The following is a 22,031-nucleotide window of genomic DNA, read 5'->3' as shown; positions in this document are numbered from 1 at the left end:
GGGCGGTGCTCAGGCCGCGCCCCGCAGCGCCGCGAACCCCGGCTTGATCACCTCGTTGATCAGCTCCAGCCGCTCGTCGAACGCGACGAACGCCGACTTCATCGCGTTCACCGTGAACCACTGCAGATCGTCCCAGCCGTACCCGAACGCCTCCACCAGCTTCGCCATCTCCAGCGACGGCAGCGTCCCGCTCATCAGCCGGTTGTCGGTGTTGACCGTGACCCGGAAGTGCAGCCGCCGCAGCAGCCCGATCGGATGCTCGGCGATCGACTTCGCCGCGCCCGTCTGGATGTTGGACGTCGGGCACATCTCCAGCGGGATCCGCTTGTCGCGCACGTAGGCCGCGAGGCGTCCCAGCCTGGGGGCGCCGTCCTCGTCCTCGGTGATGTCGTCGATGATCCGCACCCCGTGCCCCAGCCGGTCGGCGCCGCACCACTGGATCGCCTGCCAGATCGACGGCAGCCCGAACCCCTCGCCCGCGTGGATGGTGAAGTGCGCGTTCTCCCGCTGGAGATACTCGAAGGCGTCCAGGTGGCGGGTGGGCGGGTAGCCGGCCTCGGCGCCCGCGATGTCGAACCCGACGACCCCGGCGTCCCGGTACCGCACCGCCAGCTCGGCGATCTCCATGCTGCGCGCCTGGTGCCGCATCGCCGTGACCAGCGTCCCGACCCAGATCCCGTGGTCGCGGCCGCCCCGGGCGAAGCCGTCCAGGACGGCCTCCACGATCGTCTCCAGCGGGAGACCCGTACGCGTGTGCAGCTCCGGCGCGTACCGGACCTCCGCGTACACCACGCCGTCCTTCGCCAGGTCCTCGGCGCACTCGTACGCGACCCGGGTCAGCGCCTCCGCCGACTGCATGACGCCCACCGTGTGCGCGAACGTCTCCAGGTAGCGCTCCAGCGACCCGGAGTTGGACGCCTCCGAGAACCACGCGCGCAGGTTCCCGGGATCGGTCGTCGGCAGGTCCCCGTACCCGGTGTCCCGCGCCAGGTCCACGATGGTCTCGGTGCGCAGGCCGCCGTCCAGATGATCGTGCAGCAGCACCTTCGGCGCGCGCCGGATGTCGTCGAGCGACGGACGTTCGTTCATCTGGCGAATCTACCCGCCGGCCCGCCTCCGCACGTCGGCAACATCTGCCGAGTGTCGGCCGCCGCGACCGCGCTCCATGCCGCGCAGGACGAGGTCGACATGGTGCCCGATGTCGGCCTCCGGCGCGAGCTGGACGACGCGCGCCAGCGCCAGGAACTGGTACGCGATGTCGCTCGCGGTCACGTCGGCCGCGAGCGTGCGATCGTCCTCGGAACGGGCGAGGGCGGCGCGCCCGACCCCGGTCAGGTGCTCGACGCACCGCTTCAGGTCGGCGTCGCCGGGCTTGGCGCCGGCGAGCAGGTCGACCATGGCCCGGCGCCCGGCGAGGTTCCCGAGGGCGGTCGTGAAGAAGTGCCGCAGCGCGTCGGCGGCCGGCAGGTCCGGCGGAAGCGGCTGCTCTGCCAGCCGGGCGAGATCGACCCCGGTGATCTCGTGGACGAGGTCCTCGCGCGTCGGGAAGTGCCGGTAGAGGGTGCCGATCCCCACCCCGGCGGCCTGCGCGATCGTGCGCATGTCGGCGTCCAGGCCCTGCTCCCGCAGCACGCTCTCGGCCGCCTCGATGATCCGCGCCCGGTTGGCGACCACGTCGCGCCGCCGCCGCCTCGTCTCCCCCATCCGGCCACGATACCAATACGGAACGTGCGTTCCGTATTGTGCTAGCGTCGCGTAAAACGGAACACGGGTTCCGATACAGGGAGGCGACGATGCGCACAGTGGTGATCACCGGTGGGACGGACGGCATGGGCGCCGCCCTGGCCCGCCACCACCTCAGGGCAGGCGACCGGGTCGCGGTGGTGGGCCGCAGCCGCGCCAAGTTCGACGCCCTCCTCGCCGCGGCGGAGGCGGAAGGGGCGCTCTCGCCCGCCGGCCGGGCCCGCTTCCTCGCCGCCGACCTCTCGCTGCTCGCCGACAACGAACGGGTCATCGACCGGCTCAGGCAGCACTACGACCGGATCGACGTCCTGGTCCTGGCGGCCTCGTTCATCCGCCAGAAGAGGCACGTCACCGCCGAAGGCCGCGAGGCGTCGTGGATGCTCTTCCTCGTCTCGAAGTACCTCTTCGTGACCGGCCTGGCCGACCGGCTCGCCGCCGCCGGCCGTCCGGTGATCGTCAACACCGCCGTCCCCGGCACCAGGCCGGACGCCATCGACTTCGACGACCTCGAACTCGCCGGGCGGTTCACCTTCTCCAGGGCCAACGCCCAGCAGCGCCGCGCCAACGAGCTGCTCGGCATCCTCGCCACCCGGAACGCGGATCTCTCCTACATCACCTGGGGCCCGCGCAACCTGGTCAGGACCAGCTTCGCCGGGGAGACGGGCCCGGTCATGAAGTGGACGGCGGCGCTCCTGGCACCGCTGGTCGGGCAGGACCCCGGCGACGCCGTACGCCCCGTCATCCGCCTGATCGACGACCCGCGCCCCGGCCGCGCCGCGTACCGGGGCGCGAAGGAGGCCGGTCTCGTGCCGGGCCCGGACGACGAGGGCGACGCCGAGCGGCTCGCCCGCGCCGTCGAGCGCATGGTCACCGGCTGACGAGGTCCTCCAGGCGGCGCGCGGCGCCCTCGATGTCCAGGCGGCCGGTCCAGATGGCGGCCGGGTCGGCGGGGATCAGGTGCTCGCGCGCGGCGTCCTCGACGCGGAAGTCGACCGGCGCGGCCTCGCCGTCGTACAGGGCGCGGATCGGGCCGGGCGCGCCCTCCGGGCAGTGGGACCCGAAGCAGATCGCGGCGGCGTTCGGCAGCGGGATCCCGGCGCGTTCGGCCAGCTCGTGCGCCCAGGACGGGTCGGGGCGGACGGGCCCGCGCTCGGTGAGCAGCCGCGTCAGGGCGTCGATCCCGGCGGCGCCGCCCCAGCCCTGCGCGGTCTCGTCGCGCACCGCCCAGCCGTCCAGGCCGGGCGGGCCGAAGCGGGCGCCGGGAGCGTACTCGACGGCCTCGTAGGGCCGGACGATGAGGAGCGCGCCGTTGGTGGTGCGCCAGAGTTCGTGCAAGCCCAGTTCGTGCCCCTGGCCGGCGCGGTCGAGGCGCAGGAGGCGCCACCGGCCGCTGCCGTCCCCAAGTGGGGTGGCCGCCCAGCCGCGGAGCGACTCGACCGCCCGGACGCGGTGGCGCTCCTCCGTCCACGGCCAGAGCGCGCGAAGGGCTCTGGCGCCCAGCGTGCCGAACGTGTGCCAGGTCCAGTTGGGTACGGGCCGGTCGGCCTCACCGATCAGGTACGGGCCCGCCGGGAGTCCGGCGGCCTCCTCCAGGATCCGGGTCAGGCGCCCGGCCGCCGAGACGAACGGCACGGAGCGCGCCACCGGGCGGTCTTCGAGCACCGCCCGCAGCGCGGCGGAGAGCCGGACGCAGTCGGCGGCGGCGCAGGCGGTCTCGGCGACCGCGGTACGCAGCTCGGCGGAGGTCAGCTCCGGCAGGACGGTGGTGAGCGCCTCGGCGGCGGCGCGCGGCCCGGTCAGGGCGGCGTCGAGCAGCGCGTCCGCCTGGTCCGCGCCGAGCGCGCGGAGGGCGGCCGAGCCGTCCGGGTCGACCGGGGACAGCCACTTCCACCAGCCCGGCGGCACGACCGGGACGGCGGCGAACCCGCTGAGGAGCTGGCGGGAGGAGAACGGAAGCCGGGCGGTCACGGTCCCGTCCGGGGCGGTGAGGGTGAGGACGCCTCCCGCGCAGCCGACGGTGCTCGGCTCCCGCGCCCCGGGGAAGGTGACCTCGGCGGTCGCGGGCGCGGACGGGAAACGGTTGTCCGGGTCCAGGGTGAGTCCGCGTTCCGTGGCACGGAAGTTCTGCCATTCGCCGTCGTGCAGGCGCCCGCGGTAGAGGGTGCCGTCGTCGCCGTACCAGAACCCGATGTCGTCCTCGCGGAGGCGGAATCCGATGTCGGGCCGGTCGAGCACTTCTCCGCGCGAGAGGACGGCCACGTCCGCGTACCGCCAGGCGATCGCGAGGTGGTCGCCGTTCTGGAGAACGGTGGTCTCCTCTTTCCAGCAATTGCGGCCGTGCAGGCGGGGCAGCGCGAGCTCGGCCGGGATCCCGCCGCGCAGGGTCCGCAGGAGCGCGGTGCGGGGGTCGGCGATTTCGAGATCGGGAACGGTGAAGCCGGATTGCACCAACGGCAGCAGGCGCGCCAGGGCGTGCCGGAGGTCGGGCACCGATTCCGTGGCGGCCTCGGCGGCCCAGCCGGCGGCGAGCCCGTTCAGGACGCGGCGGATTCCGGGCGCCGACAGGGCCCGGCGGAGAAGGGCGGGCCCGTCCTTGTCGATCGCGTCCAGGTCGAGGACGAACGCGTCCAGTTTCTCGGGCAGGTCCGCTTCGGTGGCGGCCTTCCCGAAGTCGGTGTCCAGATTCCAGAAGAGGGGCGCGTCGCGGTCCCTCGTGTCGGCCGCGGAGTAGTCCGGGACGGTCACGGGAATCGCCGGGTCGCCCGGCGGAAACCGCTTGCGGCGCTTCAGCCGGGATCCGGCCTGGTCGGCCAGCGCCATCAGCACGTCCTGGTCGCAGTCGTACGCGACCGTGCGGAACCATTTCCGGTCGACATGAGCGCCCGCTCCCGCGTCGGCGAGCACCGACAGCCGGATCTGGCGCACCTTCTCGGTCGCGGTATCGGCGGCGAGGAGGAGTTTCAGGAGGTCGTCGTCCTTCGCGGCCACCCGCGCCAGGGCGGGGCCGGCGGCGTTCCAGACCGTGTACGGCGCGGCGGAGAGGGCGCCAGCGCGCAGCAGCCGGGCGGCGAGGCCGTTCTCCGCGTCCCTCTTCCGGACGCCCGCCGCCTTGGCGAGCGTCCGCAGGTCGGTGAACATCCGCGCGTACGGCACGACCCCCGCGGCGAACGCCTTCTCCAGGATCTCGTGGAAGCGGTCGAGGGCGATGTCCGGAGAAAGATGCTCCGCCATGAGGCCGATGTGGGCGCGCAGGACCGTCGGCGCCACGGCCCCGGCCGGAACGAACTCCAGGTACGTGTCGTGGAGCCGTTCCATGTCGCGGAGAGCGGGATGGTTCTCTTCGGCGCGGCGGGCCTCGCCGAACGCCCAGGCCGCCAGTTCGGCCTCGCCCGCCGCGAGGAAGTCCCGGCACGCCCGCTCGAAATGGGGCGGCAGTCCGGGGGCCGGGAGCGGGCGCGCCGCCCTGGTCACCTTGGACTTCTCGATGGCCGTTTCCTGGAGGTTCATTCGCCGTGCTCCCTTCGGCGGGCCTGCCACCAGCCGGCGGCGCGGGCGATGTCGGGGCCGGTCGTCCACAGGTCGGCGGGGTCGTCGGGCATGAGGAGTTCACGGAACCGCCCGACCGCGCCCGAACGGCGGCTCCCGAAGGTCTTCCATTCCAGTCCGCCCTGGACCACGCGCTCGTCCCGGGTCGCCTTCAGCAGCTCGATCACGTCGGCGGGCAGGCCCGACTCCTCCAGCGGGGGACGCGGGTACGACAGGACGAACCCGTCCTTGTCGCCGTACAGGATCCCGACCGCGTTGGCGGTGGTGATCCCGGCCTGGGCGGCCAGCTCCCTCGCGGCGTCCGCGCCGGCCGGCGGCGGGCCCTTGTCGGCCAGCAGCCGCTCGGCGCGGCGCAGGAGATCCGGGCTGAACCTGCCCTGGGGGACGGTCTCCACGGGGATCTGCCCGTCCGGGAACTCGGTGGGGCCGAAGCCGCCGTCCGGCGCGTACTCGATGGCCGCGAACAGGTCCCGGCCCTGGCTGCGGCCGCTCACCACGAGCAGCGCGCCGTTCGAGGTCCGCCACAGCGCGAGGTGGGGAAGGCCGGAGCCGCTGAACGGCCGGTCGAACCAGTGCAGCCGCCAGCGCCCGCTGCCGTCGCCCAGCCCGGTGTTCGCCCAGGCGTTCAGCTCCGAGACGGTCCGGTCCGGGAAGCGGTCCCACGGCCACAGCCGGCACATCAGCTGTCCCGTCATCCGCTCGAACTCCGAGGCGACCCACTCCGTCCCGCTCAGGTCGTCGAGGGTCCGCAGGTGGACCGGTTCCCGCGGGGCCGGGCCGTCCGCCGCAGCCTCGACCAGATACCCGGACAGCAGCCGGAGCCGCATCAGCGTGGGCAGGAAGGGGGTCGGCAGGTCCGGCGCGGTCTCCAGCAGCGGGAGGAGCGGCGGGCGGGGCGGCAGGCCCTCCTTGACCAGCACCACGTGCTCCTCGATCAGGCAGCGCGCCGCGCGCACCAGCCGCGCGGCGACCGTCTGCGCCAGCCCGGAATCGGTGATCTCGGGCAGCAGCTCCGCGACGAAGGCGCCGCGCCTGATCAGCCCCACCCCGGACCACCGGGGCAGGACGGGCTCCAGCAGGCGCAGGACGGCCGCCCGGTCCAGCGACCGCAGCCACGCCGATCCGGCCGGGTCCACCGCCTCCCGCGCGCTCCACGCGGCGGGCGGGAGCACGGACGCCTGCCGGGGAGTGAACGCGGTCCTGGCGACCTCCGTGCCGTCCGGCGCGGTCACGGTGATCACGCCGTCCCGGAGCCGGACGTCGTGCCGTACGGAGGACCCGGGGAAGGTGACCGTTCCGGTGCCGGGCGCCTCGGGACGGGCCGTGCGGGAGGCGGCCTCCAGCCTCAGGCCGTCCCCGGCCGGGCCGTCCACGACGAACGTCTGCCAGTCGCCGCCGGGTCGCGGGCGCGACGCGTACCAGGACCCGCCGTCGAACCACGGCATCAGGTCGCCCGGGCAGGAGCCGAGCGTCCAGGTGCCGCCCTTCCCGTCCGCCGCGACGACCTCGCCCTTCCTCCGGACGGTCACGTACGCGCCGTGCTGGAGGACGGACTCCGTGCCGGCTCGCCGCCTGACGTCCTGCGCCGGCGGCACCGCCCGCATCCCGATCTCCTCCAGGATCCCGGTGCGCAGCTCCGCCACCAGCGCGTCCACCGGATCGCCGATCTCCACCTCGGCCAGGAATCCGGGATTGCGCTCCAGGAAGCGGTGGCCCTTGTCGTACAGCCAGGAGACGGCCCGGTCGAGGCGGGCCAGGACGCCGGACTCCAGGTCGGCCTTGAGGATCTCCCTCAGCTCGGCGTCGGGCGCATCGTGCCAGGGGGCCGGGGTCGGCGGGACCGCCGCCGGGTCGGTGCCGGACGGCGGCTCGCCCGTACGCGGGAACAGGTGGTCCGCGCCCTGGTCGGCGAGGCGGAGCAGGACGCCCGCCGGGCAGGGGCGGCCGGCGTACCACTCCAGCGGCAGCCGGGTCCCGGCGCCCGCGTCGGCGAGCGTCTCCAGCCACCGGTCCCGGTTCTCGCCGTCCGGCTCGGCCGCGATCAGCAGGTCCATCAGCCCGCCGTCCCGGGCGGCGACGTCCGCGAGCGCGGGCGCGGCGGCCGCCCAGATCGTCGGCGGGGCCTCGGGCAGCAGGCCGTCGCGCAGCAGGCGGGCGGCGAGGAACTCGTCCTCCTCGCGCTTCCCGAGCCCCGCCGCGGCGGCCAGCCTCCGCAGGTCGGGGAACACGCGGGCGTACGGGATCAGGCCCGCGTCGAAGCCCGCGCGGACCACCTCGCGGAACCGCGCGTGCGCCTCGTCCGCCGCGAAGTGGGCGCTCAGGTCCTTCGCGTGGTCGCGCAGCACGGTCGGCGCGACCACGCCGTCCGGGACGAGTTCGAGCAGGACCCGGTGCAGGCGCGCGACGTCCCGGAGCCCCTCGTCCTTCTCGACCTTGCGGGCCTGCGTGAACGCCCATGTCGCGACCTCGGCCGACCCCGCCGTGAAGGCCCGGCACGCCTCCTCGTAGAAGTCGATCCGGTCCGCGGGCGGCAGCGGCGCCGCCAGCTTCCTCAGGCCGGACTTGAGCTTGCGGGGGTGGTCGGTCGCGGCGCCGGCGACCAGGGCTGCGAGTTCCGGGGTCATGGTGATCGATTATCGGCCGCCCGCCACGCGCATGGCGCCGGGCCGCCCCCGGACCGGTTCCCTCGGCTTCCTGGACGTAGTCGCCACCGCCAGGTACCTTGTGAGGCATGGTACCGGGTGACGCATCGAACCTGCTGACCCAGATGCGGCGGGGCGCGCTGCCGTACTGCGTGCTCGCGCTGCTGCGCGACGGCGAACGGTACGGCGTGGAGATCGTCCGCCTGCTGGCCGAGGTCGACGGCCTGGTCACCAGCGAGGGCACCATCTACCCGCTGCTGTCACGGCTGCGCCGGCAGGGCCTGGTGGAGACGACCTGGCGGGAGTCGGCGTCCGGCCCGCCACGGCGCTACTACCGGCTCACCGCCGACGGCGGCCGGGCCCTCGGCGTCTTCGCGACCGAATGGGCGCGCTTCCGCGACGCCGTGGAGGGCTTCGTCGGAACGGAAACGGAGATCTGATGACTAGCACCGACCATCTCATCACCGAGTACCTCGACCGGCTGGAGGCGGCGGCCCGCACCCTGCCCGCGGAACGGCGCGCCGACCTGCTCGCCGAGATCAGGGAGCACATCGCCGTCGCGGTCGCCGAACAGGCCGGCGATTCCGAGGCCGGCGTCCGGAACGTCCTCGACCGGCTCGGCGACCCGGCCGCCATCGTCCGCGAGGCCGCCGCCGACGCCCCTGCGGACCTCCCGGCGCCCCGCCGCGGCGCGTTCGGCATCACGGGCGCCGCCCTGGCCCTGGCCGCGGCCGCTGCCGGGATCCTCCTGCCCGTGATCGGCTCGCTGATCGCCGCCGCCCTGATCTGGGTGCTGACCCGCTGGCCCGTCCACCACAAACTGCTCGTGGCCGCGGCCTGGCCCATCGGCCTCGGCATGGGCGCCTGGCACGCCGGGCCGGGCGCGTCCGAGTCCACGATGTGCTCGCCGGACGGCACCTGCACCACCGACGGCCTGCCCATCGAGGCCCAGATGGGCCTCGGCCTGGCCCTGATGCTCGCCGCGGTCCTCGCGACCGCCCTCGTCGCCCGCCACGACCGCCGCGCGGCCTGACAGCGGCCCCTACTCCACGTCCGGGAACGTCCACACGGCGCGGGGCCCCGGACCGACCGCGAGCGTCGACCGGCCGATGCGCTCCTCATGGCGGGACGAGACGGAGCGGTTGAGCGACATGTCGATCCGCCGCAATCCGACCTGGTCGCGCGGTACGACGTCGAGGCGCATCTTGGTGCCGCCGCGAAGCGCGACGACGCCGCCGTTCGGGAGCGGGCGGACGGTGAAGCCTCCGGCGCGCAGCAACGGGACCGTGTCGGCCAGGTCGCCGCTGGTGATCGCGATCCGGACGCCGGTCACATCGCGCATCAGGCGGTCGCGGTAGAGGTCCGGCAGGTACCGCTCCCGCCCGACATCGCCGGGGTAGGCGGGCGGTTCGGTGTTGCCGCGCGGATCGGCGAAGTACTCGGCCCGGTATTCCATGCCCCAGCCGAGGAACGCGTCGATCTCGTCGGTGGCGTAGACCGCGTCGAACCACGGCACCGGAACGCCATCGCCGAAATCGCGTGTCTGCAGGAACTGGACCGGGTCGGCGACACCCTGGTCACGCATCCCCTCGACGACCGTGGCCAGGCCACCGGCGCGTTCGACGGAGACCGCCATCCCGGCGGAGCCGTATCCGGTGTCGGGAAGGTCGCCCACCCCGAACAGTTCGAAATAGGTCTCCCGGCCGAACAGGTAGCGGCCCTTCCAGGTGACCCCTCCCGTACCGGTCGTGGTACGGACCTGGAAATGCGCGAACTCCCGCAGGTAGGCGGAGTGCTCGACGGCATCGGCGGTCACCCGGTCGAGCACACCGTAGGCGTGGTTGAAGAACAGCAGTTGCGGCCGGTTCTCCTGCCCCCGGGCCGCCGTCCCCGCCTCGGCCGTACCGGCGAGAAGGACCGTGAGCGTCGTCGCGAGAGCCGCGAACGCCTGCGCCATCCGGGAGATCAGCATGCGCCCGATGCTAAATCGGGAGACTGCCGCTGTACACGCCACCCGCTGATACCAGAGGGACAATGCCCCGCCGCCCCGGCCGCCCCGCGAAAGACCCAAGAAGGGCACATCACCTTCACTTTTCCGACCTGTGCAGGAGCACATCTCGCGCACACCCTTCCCGCCCACAACGGCCGCCATCGGCCATGATGCGCGAGAACTCCCCCCATTGCCCGCGTACGGCCGGGCAATGCCCTCCCGCCTCAGCAGCGCGAGAACGCCTCGATAAAACACCAGAACATCCCGTCACCCATAAGTAGCTTCAGCCCATCAGAGTTCAGTGCGGAGGTCTCACACCACGTGATGCGGTACGGCGCCGTCCGGCACCCTGGTCTGCCACGACCGCATCGAAGCCCGACGGCGCGCTCCCATCCGTCCAATCCATGGACGCGGACCCCGGCCACGATGGAACGTGCAACAGCACCGAGTTCGTTCACCCGGAGTCATCGATGACCATTCGCCGTGTCATGCCCGACATCCAGTCCGACGCCGTGCCCGCCAGCCGCGAGTTCTACGAACGGCTCGGGTTCGAGCAGGTCATGGACGCCGGCTGGATCGTGACGCTGGCCTCCCCGTCCAACCCGACGGCGCAGGTCAGCCTCATCACCAGCGACGAGACCGCACCGGTCGTCCCCGACCTGAGCGTCGAGGTGGACGACGTGGACGCGGCCTACGAGGCCATGCGGAAGAGCGGGGCCGAGATCGTGCACCCGCTGCAGGACGAGGAGTGGGGCGTGCGCCGCTTCTTCGTCCGCGACCCCAACGGCCGGGTGGTCAACGTCCTGACCCACCGGTAGGGGTACGGCGGCCCCGCACCGTCCGGCGCGGGGCCGTTCGATCACGCGCGGCGCCCCGCTTCGTCGACCACGGCGGAGTGGAGGAGGGCGAACTGCGTGTCGCCCATGTACCGGTAGGTCCGGGGATCGAGGATGATCCCGACCCGGGCGTCGCCTTGGCGGTCCCGGCCGAAGAGGACGCCGATGCCCGCACGTCCGGCGTAGTCCTTGACGTTCTTCTTCACCCGCACCCCGGGGATCTTCGCGAGGGCGCGGTAGAGGGCGGCGTTCTTCTCCGGCGGGATGAGGTGGTTCTCGCGGAAGAGTCCGGAGATCACACCGAACGTGGTGACGTCCCGGCCGTCGTCCCGGTGGTCCTTCCGGACGCGGGCGAGGAGGGCGCCCGGCTCGGTGGGCAGCGAGGCCACGTAGGCGTAGGTCTTGTTCGGGAGCGAGTTCCAGATCCCCGGGCCGCCGATGTCCCCTCCGTTGAAGCCGGGACGCGGGACGCCCGGGCGGCGCTTCTCCCCAGGGCTCAGGATGTAGGAGCGGCTGATCTCCTGGTTCTGGACGGACGACGCCATCTGCTTGCCGTCGAACCTCCACCACTCCTCGACCGTCACCCTGCCCTTCCGCATGGCCTCGGGCCCGCCGACGTTCCCGCTCTGGAGGGCATATGCCGCCTTTGTACGGGTGTAGACCCACTGATCGGGGGCGGGACGGGCCGGCGCGGTCGGCGCCTGCCGCTCGACGGTCGCGGCCGCGAGCTCCAGCGTCCGCAGGTTCACCTCGCCGGGGCCGGCCTCCGGAGCCGTACCGAACTGCGCCACCGCGACCGCCGCGGCGGCCGTCGCGGCGAGCCCGCCCAGAAGCATCGAACGGCGCCCGACGCGGGGACGGCGCCGCCCCGGTTCGAGCTCCCGCTGCAGGTAGGCCCAGGCGCGGGCGCGTGCGGCGGGATCCTCCGGCACCTCTGGACGGAACCGGGCGATGAGGGCGATCTCTTCGTCGTTCACGCGTCCTCCTGGAGCGGGTCGATGTCGCCGAGGGCCCGGCGGAGCTTTCCGCGCACGCGGAGCAGGCGGGACCGGACCGTGCCCAGCGGCAGGCCGAGCGCCTGCCCGGCCTCCTCGTAGGTCAGGTCCGCCCACGCGATCAGGAGCAGCAGGTCGCGTTCACCGTGCGTCAGCTTCGCCAGCGCAGCCGCGATCCGGGGGCCGAGCCCCTGCGCGATCAACCGCTCGTCGCTGTCGCGCTCGAACGGCTCCGCGGCCCATTCGGCGCCGGTACGGGCGAGCGTCTCGTGGTGGCGGCGCTCGACCCTCCGGTGCTGCCGGATCAGGTTGGTGGCGATGCCGTACAGCCACGGCCTGGCGTCCGGACGGCTCAGGTCGTACCGGCTCCTGCCACGGAACGCCGCGGCGAACGTCTCCGCGCCGACGTCCTCGGCGATCCCGGGGCCCAGCCGCCGCGCCACGTACCGGTGTATCTCGTCCCAGTGCCGCTCGAAGATCTCGGCGAACCGCTCCGGGTCATCGAGGGACGCGCCGATGGCCTCGCCGTCGGTCGCCCCTCCGGTGCCCGGAGGTCGTGTGATCATCACCAACCCTGTCTCCCTGATCCGGTGGATCGGTCAACCAGTACTTGGCGACACGGGTCCCGCTTGTTCCGGATCAGTCCCAGTAGTTGAAGACGAGCTCCCCGACAGTGTGAGGCTTCCAGTACGCGACCTGCGCAAGCTCGGCCTCGGCCAGCGCGGAGAGGTCGGCTTGGTCCAGCGGCGTACGGAGCTCCTCCATGCTCATGAGGCGGAACGAGCCCAGCTCGGCCACCACCGCCGCGACCTCCGGCTCCTCGACGAAGCGGACCTCCATCTCCCCCTTCGCCGGCGGAACGGCGAGCGCGAGCAGCGCCAGATGCCGATGAGCGAGTATCGCGACCCGCCACTCACCGCGAACGATGACCGCGGTGTAGAAATTGGGCGTCACCCCCGGCGAGGCGATCCCCTCCACCCGAGCATCGAGCCACCGCGCCGCCGCGTGACAGACACGCGCGAACTCCTTGCGATCGCCATCAGGCAAGGACGCGGATTCAACTCCCCAGAACCCCGTCACCCCACGCGGCAGCCTGTATCTATCCATTTGCGCCACACTCAAGCACTAGGAACACTTCAAGGTCTCGACAAGGCACCGAAACTCATCTCGCTCCACGACGAGCACCGGGCCATCAGAATCCTGACTGTCGCGGAATGCCACGAACTCCAAGAGGGGGGCGACCTCTACGCAGTTGTCCCCCTGCGCAGTACTGCGCGATGACTTCCGCCAAGTCACGCCAACCACCCCAACTCCTTCAGGATCCGACGAAGCATTTGGAACGCAGCCCACATCAAAGACCCTTCAATGTCTCAGCGAAACGTTGAAAATCCTGGCTGCTCGTAACGACCTTCGGCCCGTCTGGATGCTTGCTATCGCGCACGAGGATGTCCCCGGCAACCGACGCGATCTCAACGCACTGGTCACCATCATCATGACTCCGACCAGCCTTGCGCCAGACAGCTTCGTGGCAGTCCACCTCCCCTACCCTCACGGCGAACGCTTCTCCGGCATCAGCCCATGCTTCAAGGTGTCAACGAAGCATCGAAACACATCACGATTTACAACAAGCATGGGACCATCAGAATTCCGACTGTCACGGAATGCGACAGCCCCCGAGAGGGAGGCGACCTCGACGCAATTGTCACCCTGTTCGCTGCTACGAGAGGCCTTTCGCCAGGTCACGTCACTCACCCCCATCCCTCTTCAAGGCTTGGACGAGGCGCCGAAACTCACCGCGCTCCACGACAAGCATCGGCCCACAAGGGTCCTTACTGTCGTGAACGACGATGGCATTCGCCACGGAAGCCACCTCGACACAGTTGGAACCATCTTCCTTGCTGCGAGAGGACTTGCGCCAGATCATTCCGCAACTCCACCCCTCTTCAAGGTCTCAACAAAGCGCCGAAAGTCGTCACGATTCACGATGAGCATGGCGCCAACGGCATCTTTGCTGTCACGGATCGCTACACCAAGCACTACACCACCGGCCACAGCAGCAGCCTCGATGTACTGATCGCCGTCCTCATGACCGCGGGAAGCCTTACATCAAACGGCATCGCGAAAGTCCACCTTCCCCTTCTCTTTCGCAAGCCGCCCGATCTACTCAGCTTGCTTCATTACCTCAATGAGGCGCCGGAATCTCACACGCTCAATAGTCACCTTTGGGCCAGCAGGATCCTTGCTGTCCCGAAAGGCAACCCCTCCAGCAAGGGAAGCGACTTCAACACACTGATCTCCGTCATCATAACTGCGCCGCGCCTTGCGCCAGATGACCTCATTCAGCTCCTCCATCTTTCGTTCATCACCCTTCGTATCAGCGACCGCGAATCTTCCGTATTGTGAGACTTGGCGTTCAACAACTGCATCGATTGGCTCATATTCGCGAGTTCAGATGGATCCCGGCTTGTCTCCCCTCCGTTCGCCTTGACGATATAGGCGATCTCACTTCGGTCCGCCAAAGTCGCTATGGTGAACGAGCCTCGCACGCCTCGATAGTAGACGTTCTTGGCGACCTGCAAGAAGACCCCTTCTTGCAGGGACATCTCGATCAGCGACTTGAGCTGGTCGTACATGACCTCGGCCGAACCGACCTGGCGATACAGGACGCTCTCTTCGAGCACTACGCTGATCATGGGGCGAGGGTTTCTGGAGAGGATTTCCTGGCGCCTCATGCGGGCCGACACCGCATCCTCGTCATCCAGGAGGACGTGAGCGTATGCCTCCGTCTGGAACAGTCCGTAGACGAAGTGACTCTCGTACACGCGCAGCTGGTCTGCCGTGGCCTCGACCTTGGGGAAGGCCAGGAAGTGGCGCGGATACCTGATCAGCTTGGTCTTCTCCAGAAGGCCTTCCCACGCCGCGACGATCGCGCCGCCGGCCTTGAGCGCCTGGTCCAGGCGTACGGCGAAGTCCCTCCGGCACTTGGTACGGCCGCATTCCACGTGACTGATGTACGAGCGCGCGACGTTGACCAGTTGCGCCAGCTCCCCCTGCCTCAGACCCGCCGCCTCCCGGCCCCGCTTGACTTCCGTGCCGAAGTCCAGCAGTGCGGGGTCGATCTTCGGCCTGGCGCTGCTGCCGGGCATGTTGGTCTCCCTCTCGCGAGAGCGGCGCGCTAACCGTTGCTAGCCGTTTGCGATTGATTGATGACTCTCCGATGAGAGTACGCCCGACTATGCCTTCATGGTGGTCGTTCGAGCACACAGGGTGACTTCGGCGGCGGGCCGGGGTCGGTCGCATCCCCATGGAGGGAACTGGCCATGTCAGCAGTGGCTTTCGCGCCGGAGACGCCGGCTCTCGTACTCGCTCACACCGATCAGGCGCCTTCTCGGGCGCGGCGCTTCCTGGTGGGGCGCTACCGGGAGCTCGGGATCGCGGACGACTACGTCGGGCGGCTCGTGGTTACCGAACTGGTTACCAACGCCTATCGGCACGTCGGGTACGGCTTCATCGTCGTCCGCGTCTTCCCGGACGAGCGGGACGGGACGGTCGTCATCGAGGTCTGGGACCAGGGCATCGCGTTGCCCTCAGTCCAGCCTGAGGACCACGAGGCGACCTGCGGGCGCGGGTTGCGACTGGTGGGCGAACTCGTACAGGCGTGGGGTGTTCGCCTGTTGAACGAGGAGGGCAAGGTCGTATGGGCCCGACTCGTGCGGTGACCGTTCGGGATTGTTTTCCACAGGGTGTGGACAGTGATCTCGATCTGGCGCTGTTCACGTTGCGGCGTGCGTTCCCCGGGGTCTGCATCTGGTACGGCGAGTACAGCGGTTCGCTGTGGGCGCTCCTGCCCGATCGGCTCGTGGAGGCCAAGAACGCCGCCGCGCTTGACCGCAAGCTACGCGCGGAGGGGGTCGGACGCCGGGTGGATGTCATGCGAATGCGTACGCCGTCCAGGCCTCTGCGGAGGCAGGACGGGGCGTGGGCCTACCGAAGGCCTGTGTCTGGGCAAGGGCTTTCGGCCGCGACCGGAGCGGCGGGGGCTTCTCCGGTGGCTGAGTGGGCGCTCGCGACTGGTTCGCGGTCTGGTCGGCCTCGTTGATCGCTGGTGAGGTGTGCGGCCGGGCGGTCAGGTGATGCGGTCGATGATGAGGGGGTGGAGGTCGGGGGTGCCGGTCTCCTCGATGGTGTACGCGCCGTCCAAGGACTCTAGGGCTCGGGGGAAACGGTCCATGTCGTCGGCGTAGAGGGAGAGCAGGGGCCGGCCCTTGGTGACCTTGTCGCCTGGTTTGGCGTGGCAGAGGATGCCCGCGCCGAACGAGACCGGGTCCTCCTTGCGGGCGCGGCCGGCGCCGAGGCGCCAGGCGGCGACGCCTACGCCGAAGGCGTCCAGGCGGGTGAGGACGCCGGTGGCGGGGGCCAGGACCTCGTGGGTCTCGCGGGCTACCGGGAGGGGGGCCAAGGGGTCGCCGCCCTGGGCGGTGATCATGCGGCGCCAGACGTCCATGGCCGAGCCGTCGCGGAGGGCGTCGGCGGGGTCCTTGGCCGAGGCCAGGCCGGCGGCCGCGAGCATCTCGCGGGCCAGGGCGAGGGTGAGTTCCACGACGTCGGACGGGCCGCCGCCGGCGAGGACCTCGACGGATTCGGCGACCTCCAGGGCGTTGCCGACGGCGTTGCCCAGGGGGCGGTCCATGGCCGTCAGCAGGGCGACGGTGTGCAGGCCGTGGTCGGTGCCGATGGCGACCATGGTCTCGGCGAGTTCGCGGGCGTCCGGGAGGGTCTTCATGAACGCGCCGGAGCCGACCTTCACGTCCAGGACGAGCGCGCCCGTCCCCTCGGCGATCTTCTTGGACATGATCGAGGAGGCGATCAGCGGGATCGACTCGACGGTGCCGGTGACGTCGCGGAGGGCGTACAGCTTGCGGTCGGCGGGGGCCAGGCCGGTGCCGGCGGCGCAGACGACGGCGCCCGTCTCTTCGAGGACGCCCAGCATCTCGGCGGGTGAGAGGGACGCCCGCCAGCCGGGGACGGCTTCGAGTTTGTCGAGGGTGCCGCCGGTGTGGCCGAGGCCGCGGCCGGAGAGCTGGGGTACGGCCGCGCCGCAGGCCGCGACCAGGGGCGCGAGAGGAAGGGTGATCTTGTCGCCGACGCCGCCGGTGGAGTGCTTGTCGGTGGTGGGTCGGGACAGGGACGACCAGTCCATCCGGTCACCGGAGTCGATCATCGCCTGGGTCCAGGCGGAGACCTCGGGACGGGTCATGCCGTTGAGCAGGATCGCCATGGCCAGGGACGACATCTGCTCCTCGGCGATGTCGCCGCGGGTGTAGGCGGCGATCGTCCAGGCGATCTGGTCGGGCGTGAGTTCGGCGCCGTCGCGCTTGGCGCGGATGACGTCGATGGCGTCCACCGGTCAGCTCCTCGTGATCAGGTCGTCGGGGCCGAAGGCGTCCGGGAGGACCTCGGACATGGGGCGGATGCCCGACACGGTCTCCAGCAGCATTTCCGGGCCGCCGTGCTCGTACAGGAGCTGGCGGCAGCGGCCGCAGGGCATGAGGGGGGCGCCGTTGCGGTCGACGACGGAGACGGCGAGGAGGCGCGGCCTCCCCGAGGCGCCCTCGCCGTAGAGGGCGCTGGTCAGGCTGCATTCGGCGCACAGGCCGACGCCGTACGAGGCGTTCTCGACGTTGCAGCCGGTGATGACGCGGCCGTCGTCGACGAGGGCGGCCGCGCCGACGGGGAAGCCCGAGTACGGGACGTACGCGCGGCCCATCGCGGTGCGGGCGGCCGTGCGGAGCGCCGGCCAGTCGACGTCGTGCATCAGCGGGCCTCTCCCTTGCGGTAGCGCTGGCCGTTGCTCGCGGGCATCCGGAGCCGCTGGCTGGCCAGGGCGAGGACGAGCAGCGTGGTCAGGTGCGGGGTGAACGAGACCAGCTCGCCGGGCACCGTGTCGCTGAGCAGGAACCAGGTGAGCAGGCCGGCGGCGGCCACGACCGCGAGGGCGGCGCCGACGAACGCGTTGCGGACGGCGGCGCGGTCGTGGTCGGTGGCGACCAGCGGGCGCAGCCGGTTGCCGCGGTACAGCTGCCAGAACGCGACGGCGACCAGGATGATCGTGACGAACAGCAGCAGGGCGTGGACGGCCTCGCCGCCGCCGCGCACGTTCATCGCGTCGGTGTAGCCGAACAGCAGGGACCCGGTGGCGAGCCCGCCGGGACGCCAGTTGCCGAAGATCATCGCGGCCAGGCCGATGAAGCCGCGGCCGCCGGTCTGGCCGTCCTGGTAGACCGGGGCGGCGACGGTGACCAGGAACGCGCCGGCGAGGCCGGAGAGGGCGCCGGAGATGGTGACGGCCGCGTACTTCATCCGGTAGACGTTCACGCCCAGCGACTCGGCCGCGTACGGGTCCTCGCCGCAGGACCGGACGCGCAGGCCGAACGCCGTGCGCCACAGGACGAAGAAGCTGATCGGGATCAGCGCGATCGCGACCAGGGTGAGCAGCGACATGTCGGTGGTGAGGCCGCGCAGGATCCCGGCCAGGTCGGAGACCAGGAACCAGTGCGTGTCCTCCAGCGAGCCCAGGAGGTCGGGGCTCTTCCAGCCGAAGAAGTCGCCGCCGGACAGGACCGGCGCGGTCACGCGGTCGATCGGATCCACGGGGGGAGACTGCCGGGGGCCGCCGCCGAGCGCCTTCGCCTCGCCCGTGTTGAAGATCAGGCCGGCGAGGAACTGGGTGAGGCCCAGGCCCAGGATGTTGATCGCGACACCGGAGACGATGTGGTCCACGCCGAACGACACGGTCGCGATGGCGTGCAGGAGGCCGCCGAGGGCGCCGCCGATGATCCCGGCGACGACACCGGCCCACGGGCCCCACTGGAAGCCCGCCCAGGCGCCGGTCCAGGTGCCGAGGATCATCATGCCCTCGAGGCCGATGTTGATGACCCCGGCGCGTTCGGACCACAGGCCGCCGAGGCCGGCCAGGAAGATCGGCACGGCGAGCCGGAGGGCGGCGCTGACCGTGCCGGACGAGGTCACGTCGTCGGCGCCGGTGATCACCCGGACGAGCGACAGCAGCACCAGCAGCACGCCGGTCAGGATCAGGTAGTGCGGCCAGCGCAGCTTCAGCCTGCCGTTGCCGTTCGCGCCGTTCTTCAGCTTCCCTGCCACGGAGGCGGCGGTCATGACGAGGCCCCCTTCGCGAGGTCGTGGCCGGTGGCGAGTTCGGTGGCGACCGTGCGCTGCTGCAACCTGATCTCCCAGCGGCGGACCAGCTCGTACACGATGACGACGGTCAGCACGACCACGCCCTGCATGACCCCGACGATCTCCTTCGGCACGTCGACCTCCTGGAGCACGTCGGAGGTCTGGTCGAGGAACGCGAACAGCAGCGCCGCCAGCGCGATCCCGGCCGGATGGTTGCGGCCGAGAAGCGCCACCGTGATGCCGGTGAAGCCGAGCCCGGCGGGGAAGTTCAGCGAGTACTCGTACGAGGCGCCGAGCAGCTCGGGCATCCCGATCAGGCCGGCCACCGCGCCCGACATCACCATCGTGATGACGATCATCTTGCGGGCGCTGACGCCGCTGGCCTGCGCGGCCGTCGGCGACATCCCGGAGATCTTCAGATCGAAGCCGAACCGGGTGTGGTTGATGACCACCCAGAACACGATCCCGACGACGACCGCGAGCGGCAGCAGCCCGTACACCGAGCCGGGCAGGTCGGTGAGCGTCGGCGCGACCACCAGCGCGGTGATCGCGGCGAACGCCAGCGCGCCCAGCACGCCGAGGATCAGCCCGACAGAAGCGCCGCGGCCGGGGTGGGCGTCGGCCTGGCGGCGGTGCACCGAGTAGATGATCGCGGCCGAGCCGGCGACCAGGACGATCGCCAGGCCGGGCCCGGAGAACAGCGCGGTCAGCATGTCGTTGAACTTGCCGACCTGGCCGGACTCGGGGATCTTCGGGGTGGCGACGTTGTTGCTGCCCGGCCGCACCTCGGCGAGCCGCTTGTCGTTCAGCAGGTACGCGATCAGCCCGGTGGCGATCGCGTTCAGCATGATCGTGGAGAGCACCTCGCTGACCCCGCGGGTCACCTTGAGGATGCCGGCGATCGCGGCCCACAGCCCGCCGACCAGCATCGCCGCCACGATCACCAGGAACTGGCCGAACGGGGCGGGCAGCGCGAGCGCGCCGCCGAGCGAGGCCGCCAGCATGGCCGCCAGCCGGTACTGGCCGTCCACGCCGATGTTCAGCAGCGCCATCCGGAAGCCGATCGCCACCGCGACCGCCGACAGGTAGTAGCGGGTGGCGCGGTTGAGGATGTCGACGATCGAGTTGTCGGTGGTGCCGTAGTCGACCATCGCCTGGATCGAGCTGAACGGGTCGGCGCCGGTCACCCGGAGCAGCCCGATCGTGATCAGCAGCGAGATCAGCAGGGCGAAGACCGGCGCGCCGACCTGGAGTCCGAGCCCGCTCGGCCCGAGCCCCTGGAGGATCGCCTTCCACGCCGGGACGGCGGGAGCCGCGGCCGGCGGTCCGCCGGCGGGCTTCTCCGGGTCGTTGTCCCGGTCGTTCTTGGAGACGCTCATGAGTCGTCCTCGCCGGTGGCGCCGGTCATCGCGGAGCCCAGCTCCTCGGGGGTGACCGTGCCCGGGTCGACCTCCGCGACCAGCCGGCCGCGCAGGATCACGTGCAGGGTGTCGGACATACCGATGAGTTCCTCGAGATCGGCACTGATCAGCAGGACGGCCAGCCCGGCGGCGCGGGCCTGGCGCAGGTACTCCCAGATGGCGGCCTGCGCGCCGACGTCGATGCCGCGGGTCGGATGGGCGGCGATCAGCAGGCGCGGGTCGCCCGACATCTCCCGGCCGACGATCAGCTTCTGCTGGTTGCCGCCCGACAGCGCGGCGGCGGGCACGTCGATGCCGGGGGTGCGGACGTCGTACTCGCGGACGATCCGGGTCGTGTCGGCGCGGGCGCCGCGCCGGTCGATCCACGGGCCGCGCACGTTGGGGCGCCGGGTCTGGTGGCCCAGCATCCGGTTCTCCCAGAGGGCCCCTTCGAGGATGAGCCCGTGCCGGTGCCGGTCCTCGGGGATGTAGGCGATCCCGGCCTCGCGGCGGCGCCGGGTCGGCCAGGCCGTGATGTCGTCGCCGCCGTACGCGATCGTGCCCGAGTCGGCGGGGCGGATCCCCATGATCGCCTCGATCAGCTCGGACTGGCCGTTGCCCTCCACCCCGGCCAGGCCGACGATCTCGCCGCGCCGGATGCGCAGCGACACGTCGTCGACCACGGGACGGCCCGCGTCGGTGAGCACCGTCAGGCCGTCCACCTGGAGCTGGACGTCCTCGGTGACCGTGGACTCGCGAAGCTCGGGGGTGGGCAGCTCGGAGCCGACCATCAGCTCCGCCAGCTCCCGGGACGTCACGCCGTCCGGGTCGAGCCGGGTCGCGACCGTGGTGCCGCGGCGCAGCACCGAGATGCTGTCGGCCACCGACAGGACCTCGTCCAGCTTGTGCGAGATGAACAGCACCGTGAGGCCCTCGGCGCGCAGGTCGCGGAGGTTGCCGAACAGCTCCTCGACCTCCTGCGGCACCAGCACCGCGGTGGGCTCGTCCAGGATCAGGACCTCGGCGCCGCGGAACAGCACCTTGAGGATCTCCACCCGCTGCCGGTCGCCGACCCCGAGGGTCTCCACCAGCACGTCGGGATCCACCCGCAGCCCGTAGGTCTCGGACATCTTCGCGATCCGCTCGCGGGCGGCGGCGAAGTCGATCCGCCCGACGTGCTTCGCCGCGCCCATGACCTTGCCCAGCCGGCTCGTCCGGCGCGGCTCGGCGCCCAGGATCACGTTCTCCAGCACGGTCAGGTTGTCGGCCAGCTTGAAGTGCTGGTGGACCATGCCGATCCCGCGGGCGATCGCGTCGGCCGGGGACCGGAACGCCACCTGCTCGCCGCCGACCTCGATGGTGCCCTCGTCCGGCCGCTGCATCCCGTAGAGGATCTTCATCAGCGTGGACTTGCCGGCGCCGTTCTCCCCGCACAGCGCGTGCACCTCGCCGCGCTCGATGGTGAGGTCGACGTCGCGGTTGGCCACCACGCCCGGGAAGCGCTTGGTGATCGACGTCAGCCGTACGGCCGGCCCCGCGCTCGCCGCGGGGGATCGTTCCCCCGCGGGGTGAACGTCAGGCACGTGTGCCCTCCTGACTCGCTGTCTGCGGTCCTGCGCCGCGGCACGCGCGCATGCCCCCGGCGCCTCTCCAGGCTCGCTGCCCGGAGAGGCGCCGGATCA

General features: G+C 71.3%; 24 protein-coding genes and 1 pseudogene. 5 read left to right on the top strand and 20 right to left on the bottom strand.

The features are described 5' to 3' along the window. Positions 1-9 precede the first annotated feature (9 nt). Both AB0881_RS24145 and AB0881_RS24140 read right to left on the bottom strand, forming a co-directional pair. Positions 10-1,089 carry an adenosine deaminase gene (locus AB0881_RS24145; protein WP_366620094.1) on the bottom strand — a complete coding sequence of 360 codons (1,080 nt, stop codon included), beginning with the start codon at positions 1,087-1,089 and terminating at the stop codon, positions 10-12. 9 nt (positions 1,090-1,098) lie between these two features. Further along, positions 1,099-1,704 (bottom strand): helix-turn-helix domain-containing protein, encoded by a 606-nt coding sequence (locus AB0881_RS24140; RefSeq protein WP_366620092.1) that lies wholly within the window; start codon positions 1,702-1,704, stop codon positions 1,099-1,101. An 89-nt stretch (positions 1,705-1,793) separates the two neighbouring features. Between AB0881_RS24140 and AB0881_RS24135 the strand changes: the two genes are divergently transcribed. Further along, positions 1,794-2,621 (top strand): SDR family NAD(P)-dependent oxidoreductase, encoded by an 828-nt coding sequence (locus tag AB0881_RS24135; RefSeq protein WP_366620090.1) that lies wholly within the window; start codon positions 1,794-1,796, stop codon positions 2,619-2,621. On the opposite strand, the gene AB0881_RS24130 is transcribed toward AB0881_RS24135, so the two are convergent. Both AB0881_RS24130 and AB0881_RS24125 read right to left on the bottom strand, forming a co-directional pair. Then, complete coding sequence (locus AB0881_RS24130) at positions 2,611-5,250, bottom strand: hypothetical protein (RefSeq protein WP_366620088.1); 2,640 nt, start codon at positions 5,248-5,250, stop codon at positions 2,611-2,613. The genes AB0881_RS24135 and AB0881_RS24130 overlap by 11 nt on opposite strands. Then, positions 5,247-7,913, bottom strand: a complete 2,667-nt coding sequence (locus AB0881_RS24125; RefSeq protein WP_366620087.1) for a hypothetical protein — start codon at positions 7,911-7,913, stop codon at positions 5,247-5,249. The genes AB0881_RS24130 and AB0881_RS24125 overlap by 4 nt, the downstream gene beginning before the upstream one ends. A 107-nt stretch (positions 7,914-8,020) precedes the next feature. Between AB0881_RS24125 and AB0881_RS24120 the strand changes: the two genes are divergently transcribed. Both AB0881_RS24120 and AB0881_RS24115 read left to right on the top strand, forming a co-directional pair. Next, positions 8,021-8,371, top strand: a complete 351-nt coding sequence (locus tag AB0881_RS24120; protein WP_366620085.1) for a PadR family transcriptional regulator — start codon at positions 8,021-8,023, stop codon at positions 8,369-8,371. Continuing rightward, positions 8,371-8,964 carry a hypothetical protein gene (locus tag AB0881_RS24115; RefSeq protein WP_366620083.1) on the top strand — a complete coding sequence of 198 codons (594 nt, stop codon included), beginning with the start codon at positions 8,371-8,373 and terminating at the stop codon, positions 8,962-8,964. The genes AB0881_RS24120 and AB0881_RS24115 overlap by 1 nt, the downstream gene beginning before the upstream one ends. A gap of 9 nt (positions 8,965-8,973) precedes the next feature. On the opposite strand, the gene AB0881_RS24110 is transcribed toward AB0881_RS24115, so the two are convergent. Further along, positions 8,974-9,903, bottom strand: coding sequence for a DUF5829 family protein (locus tag AB0881_RS24110; RefSeq protein WP_366620081.1), 930 nt, complete (start codon positions 9,901-9,903; stop codon positions 8,974-8,976). Between the two features lie 488 nt (positions 9,904-10,391). Between AB0881_RS24110 and AB0881_RS24105 the strand changes: the two genes are divergently transcribed. Continuing rightward, positions 10,392-10,739: a VOC family protein gene (locus AB0881_RS24105; RefSeq protein ID WP_366620080.1), complete on the top strand. Its 348-nt coding sequence runs from the start codon at positions 10,392-10,394 to the stop codon at positions 10,737-10,739. A 41-nt stretch (positions 10,740-10,780) separates the two neighbouring features. Here AB0881_RS24105 and AB0881_RS24100 read toward each other — a convergent pair whose 3' ends face one another. The 10 genes and pseudogenes from AB0881_RS24100 to AB0881_RS24055 all read right to left on the bottom strand — a co-directional run bounded on the left by AB0881_RS24100 (position 10,781) and on the right by AB0881_RS24055 (position 14,898). After that, positions 10,781-11,734 (bottom strand): CU044_5270 family protein, encoded by a 954-nt coding sequence (locus AB0881_RS24100; RefSeq protein ID WP_366620078.1) that lies wholly within the window; start codon positions 11,732-11,734, stop codon positions 10,781-10,783. Next, positions 11,731-12,318, bottom strand: coding sequence for an RNA polymerase sigma factor (locus AB0881_RS24095; protein WP_366620077.1), 588 nt, complete (start codon positions 12,316-12,318; stop codon positions 11,731-11,733). The genes AB0881_RS24100 and AB0881_RS24095 overlap by 4 nt, the downstream gene beginning before the upstream one ends. Before the next feature lie 73 nt (positions 12,319-12,391). Continuing rightward, complete coding sequence (locus tag AB0881_RS24090; protein WP_366620075.1) at positions 12,392-12,706, bottom strand: hypothetical protein; 315 nt, start codon at positions 12,704-12,706, stop codon at positions 12,392-12,394. A gap of 171 nt (positions 12,707-12,877) precedes the next feature. Beyond that, on the bottom strand, positions 12,878-13,048 hold the full coding sequence (locus AB0881_RS24085) for a DUF397 domain-containing protein (protein ID WP_366620161.1): 171 nt from the start codon (positions 13,046-13,048) through the stop codon (positions 12,878-12,880). Positions 13,049-13,103: 55 nt separating this feature from the next. Beyond that, complete coding sequence (locus tag AB0881_RS24080) at positions 13,104-13,289, bottom strand: DUF397 domain-containing protein (protein WP_366620073.1); 186 nt, start codon at positions 13,287-13,289, stop codon at positions 13,104-13,106. A gap of 11 nt (positions 13,290-13,300) precedes the next feature. Continuing rightward, positions 13,301-13,510, bottom strand: a complete 210-nt coding sequence (locus AB0881_RS24075) for a DUF397 domain-containing protein (RefSeq protein ID WP_366620072.1) — start codon at positions 13,508-13,510, stop codon at positions 13,301-13,303. Further along, positions 13,497-13,676 (bottom strand): DUF397 domain-containing protein, encoded by a 180-nt coding sequence (locus AB0881_RS24070; RefSeq protein ID WP_366620070.1) that lies wholly within the window; start codon positions 13,674-13,676, stop codon positions 13,497-13,499. The genes AB0881_RS24075 and AB0881_RS24070 overlap by 14 nt, the downstream gene beginning before the upstream one ends. Further along, positions 13,673-13,843 (bottom strand): annotated as a pseudogene (locus AB0881_RS24065) (DUF397 domain-containing protein); the annotation flags it as partial. The gene AB0881_RS24070 and the pseudogene AB0881_RS24065, both read right to left, overlap by 4 nt. Before the next feature lie 69 nt (positions 13,844-13,912). After that, a complete protein-coding gene (locus tag AB0881_RS24060) occupies positions 13,913-14,104 on the bottom strand; it encodes a DUF397 domain-containing protein (RefSeq protein WP_366620068.1) in 192 nt (63 codons plus the stop codon). Further along, positions 14,092-14,898, bottom strand: a complete 807-nt coding sequence (locus AB0881_RS24055; RefSeq protein WP_366620066.1) for a helix-turn-helix transcriptional regulator — start codon at positions 14,896-14,898, stop codon at positions 14,092-14,094. Before AB0881_RS24055 ends, AB0881_RS24060 begins: the two co-directional genes overlap by 13 nt. Positions 14,899-15,072: 174 nt before the next feature. Between AB0881_RS24055 and AB0881_RS24050 the strand changes: the two genes are divergently transcribed. Continuing rightward, positions 15,073-15,471 (top strand): ATP-binding protein, encoded by a 399-nt coding sequence (locus AB0881_RS24050; RefSeq protein WP_366620064.1) that lies wholly within the window; start codon positions 15,073-15,075, stop codon positions 15,469-15,471. 407 nt (positions 15,472-15,878) lie between these two features. Here AB0881_RS24050 and AB0881_RS24045 read toward each other — a convergent pair whose 3' ends face one another. The 5 genes from AB0881_RS24045 to AB0881_RS24025 are packed head-to-tail and all read right to left on the bottom strand — an operon-like array spanning position 15,879 to position 21,932. Then, positions 15,879-17,156: a thymidine phosphorylase gene (locus AB0881_RS24045; RefSeq protein ID WP_366620062.1), complete on the bottom strand. Its 1,278-nt coding sequence runs from the start codon at positions 17,154-17,156 to the stop codon at positions 15,879-15,881. A gap of 3 nt (positions 17,157-17,159) precedes the next feature. Then, entirely contained in the window at positions 17,160-17,567 is a 408-nt protein-coding gene (locus AB0881_RS24040; protein WP_366620061.1) for a cytidine deaminase, read from the bottom strand. Further along, the gene (locus AB0881_RS24035; protein WP_366620059.1) at positions 17,567-18,928 is read right to left on the bottom strand and encodes an ABC transporter permease; all 1,362 of its coding nucleotides are present in this window, start codon (positions 18,926-18,928) and stop codon (positions 17,567-17,569) included. Before AB0881_RS24035 ends, AB0881_RS24040 begins: the two co-directional genes overlap by 1 nt. Next, a complete protein-coding gene (locus AB0881_RS24030; RefSeq protein WP_366620057.1) occupies positions 18,925-20,328 on the bottom strand; it encodes an ABC transporter permease in 1,404 nt (467 codons plus the stop codon). The genes AB0881_RS24035 and AB0881_RS24030 overlap by 4 nt, the downstream gene beginning before the upstream one ends. After that, positions 20,325-21,932, bottom strand: coding sequence for an ABC transporter ATP-binding protein (locus AB0881_RS24025; protein ID WP_366620055.1), 1,608 nt, complete (start codon positions 21,930-21,932; stop codon positions 20,325-20,327). Before AB0881_RS24025 ends, AB0881_RS24030 begins: the two co-directional genes overlap by 4 nt. Positions 21,933-22,031 lie beyond the last annotated feature (99 nt).

Source organism: Spirillospora sp. NPDC029432 (genome assembly GCF_040703975.1).
In the GTDB taxonomy this organism is placed as follows: domain Bacteria; phylum Actinomycetota; class Actinomycetes; order Streptosporangiales; family Streptosporangiaceae; genus Spirillospora.
This window is presented reverse-complemented; position numbering and strand designations above follow the sequence as displayed.

What these genes read in the sequence shown, in the direction of transcription:
- AB0881_RS24115 (WP_366620083.1), top strand. Translation starts at nt 8,371, where the DNA reads ATGACTAGCACCGACCATCTCATCACCGAGTACCTCGACCGGCTGGAG.
- AB0881_RS24140 (WP_366620092.1), bottom strand. Translation starts at nt 1,704, where the DNA reads ATGGGGGAGACGAGGCGGCGGCGGCGCGACGTGGTCGCCAACCGGGCG.
- AB0881_RS24060 (WP_366620068.1), bottom strand. Translation starts at nt 14,104, where the DNA reads ATGGAGGAGCTGAATGAGGTCATCTGGCGCAAGGCGCGGCGCAGTTAT.
- AB0881_RS24055 (WP_366620066.1), bottom strand. Translation starts at nt 14,898, where the DNA reads ATGCCCGGCAGCAGCGCCAGGCCGAAGATCGACCCCGCACTGCTGGAC.
- AB0881_RS24030 (WP_366620057.1), bottom strand. Translation starts at nt 20,328, where the DNA reads ATGAGCGTCTCCAAGAACGACCGGGACAACGACCCGGAGAAGCCCGCC.
- AB0881_RS24050 (WP_366620064.1), top strand. Translation starts at nt 15,073, where the DNA reads ATGTCAGCAGTGGCTTTCGCGCCGGAGACGCCGGCTCTCGTACTCGCT.
- AB0881_RS24035 (WP_366620059.1), bottom strand. Translation starts at nt 18,928, where the DNA reads ATGACCGCCGCCTCCGTGGCAGGGAAGCTGAAGAACGGCGCGAACGGC.
- AB0881_RS24075 (WP_366620072.1), bottom strand. Translation starts at nt 13,510, where the DNA reads ATGGGGGTGAGTGACGTGACCTGGCGAAAGGCCTCTCGTAGCAGCGAA.
- AB0881_RS24130 (WP_366620088.1), bottom strand. Translation starts at nt 5,250, where the DNA reads ATGAACCTCCAGGAAACGGCCATCGAGAAGTCCAAGGTGACCAGGGCG.
- AB0881_RS24125 (WP_366620087.1), bottom strand. Translation starts at nt 7,913, where the DNA reads ATGACCCCGGAACTCGCAGCCCTGGTCGCCGGCGCCGCGACCGACCAC.
- AB0881_RS24145 (WP_366620094.1), bottom strand. Translation starts at nt 1,089, where the DNA reads ATGAACGAACGTCCGTCGCTCGACGACATCCGGCGCGCGCCGAAGGTG.
- AB0881_RS24105 (WP_366620080.1), top strand. Translation starts at nt 10,392, where the DNA reads ATGACCATTCGCCGTGTCATGCCCGACATCCAGTCCGACGCCGTGCCC.
- AB0881_RS24120 (WP_366620085.1), top strand. Translation starts at nt 8,021, where the DNA reads ATGGTACCGGGTGACGCATCGAACCTGCTGACCCAGATGCGGCGGGGC.
- AB0881_RS24040 (WP_366620061.1), bottom strand. Translation starts at nt 17,567, where the DNA reads ATGCACGACGTCGACTGGCCGGCGCTCCGCACGGCCGCCCGCACCGCG.
- AB0881_RS24070 (WP_366620070.1), bottom strand. Translation starts at nt 13,676, where the DNA reads ATGATCTGGCGCAAGTCCTCTCGCAGCAAGGAAGATGGTTCCAACTGT.
- AB0881_RS24135 (WP_366620090.1), top strand. Translation starts at nt 1,794, where the DNA reads ATGCGCACAGTGGTGATCACCGGTGGGACGGACGGCATGGGCGCCGCC.
- AB0881_RS24110 (WP_366620081.1), bottom strand. Translation starts at nt 9,903, where the DNA reads ATGCTGATCTCCCGGATGGCGCAGGCGTTCGCGGCTCTCGCGACGACG.
- AB0881_RS24095 (WP_366620077.1), bottom strand. Translation starts at nt 12,318, where the DNA reads ATGATCACACGACCTCCGGGCACCGGAGGGGCGACCGACGGCGAGGCC.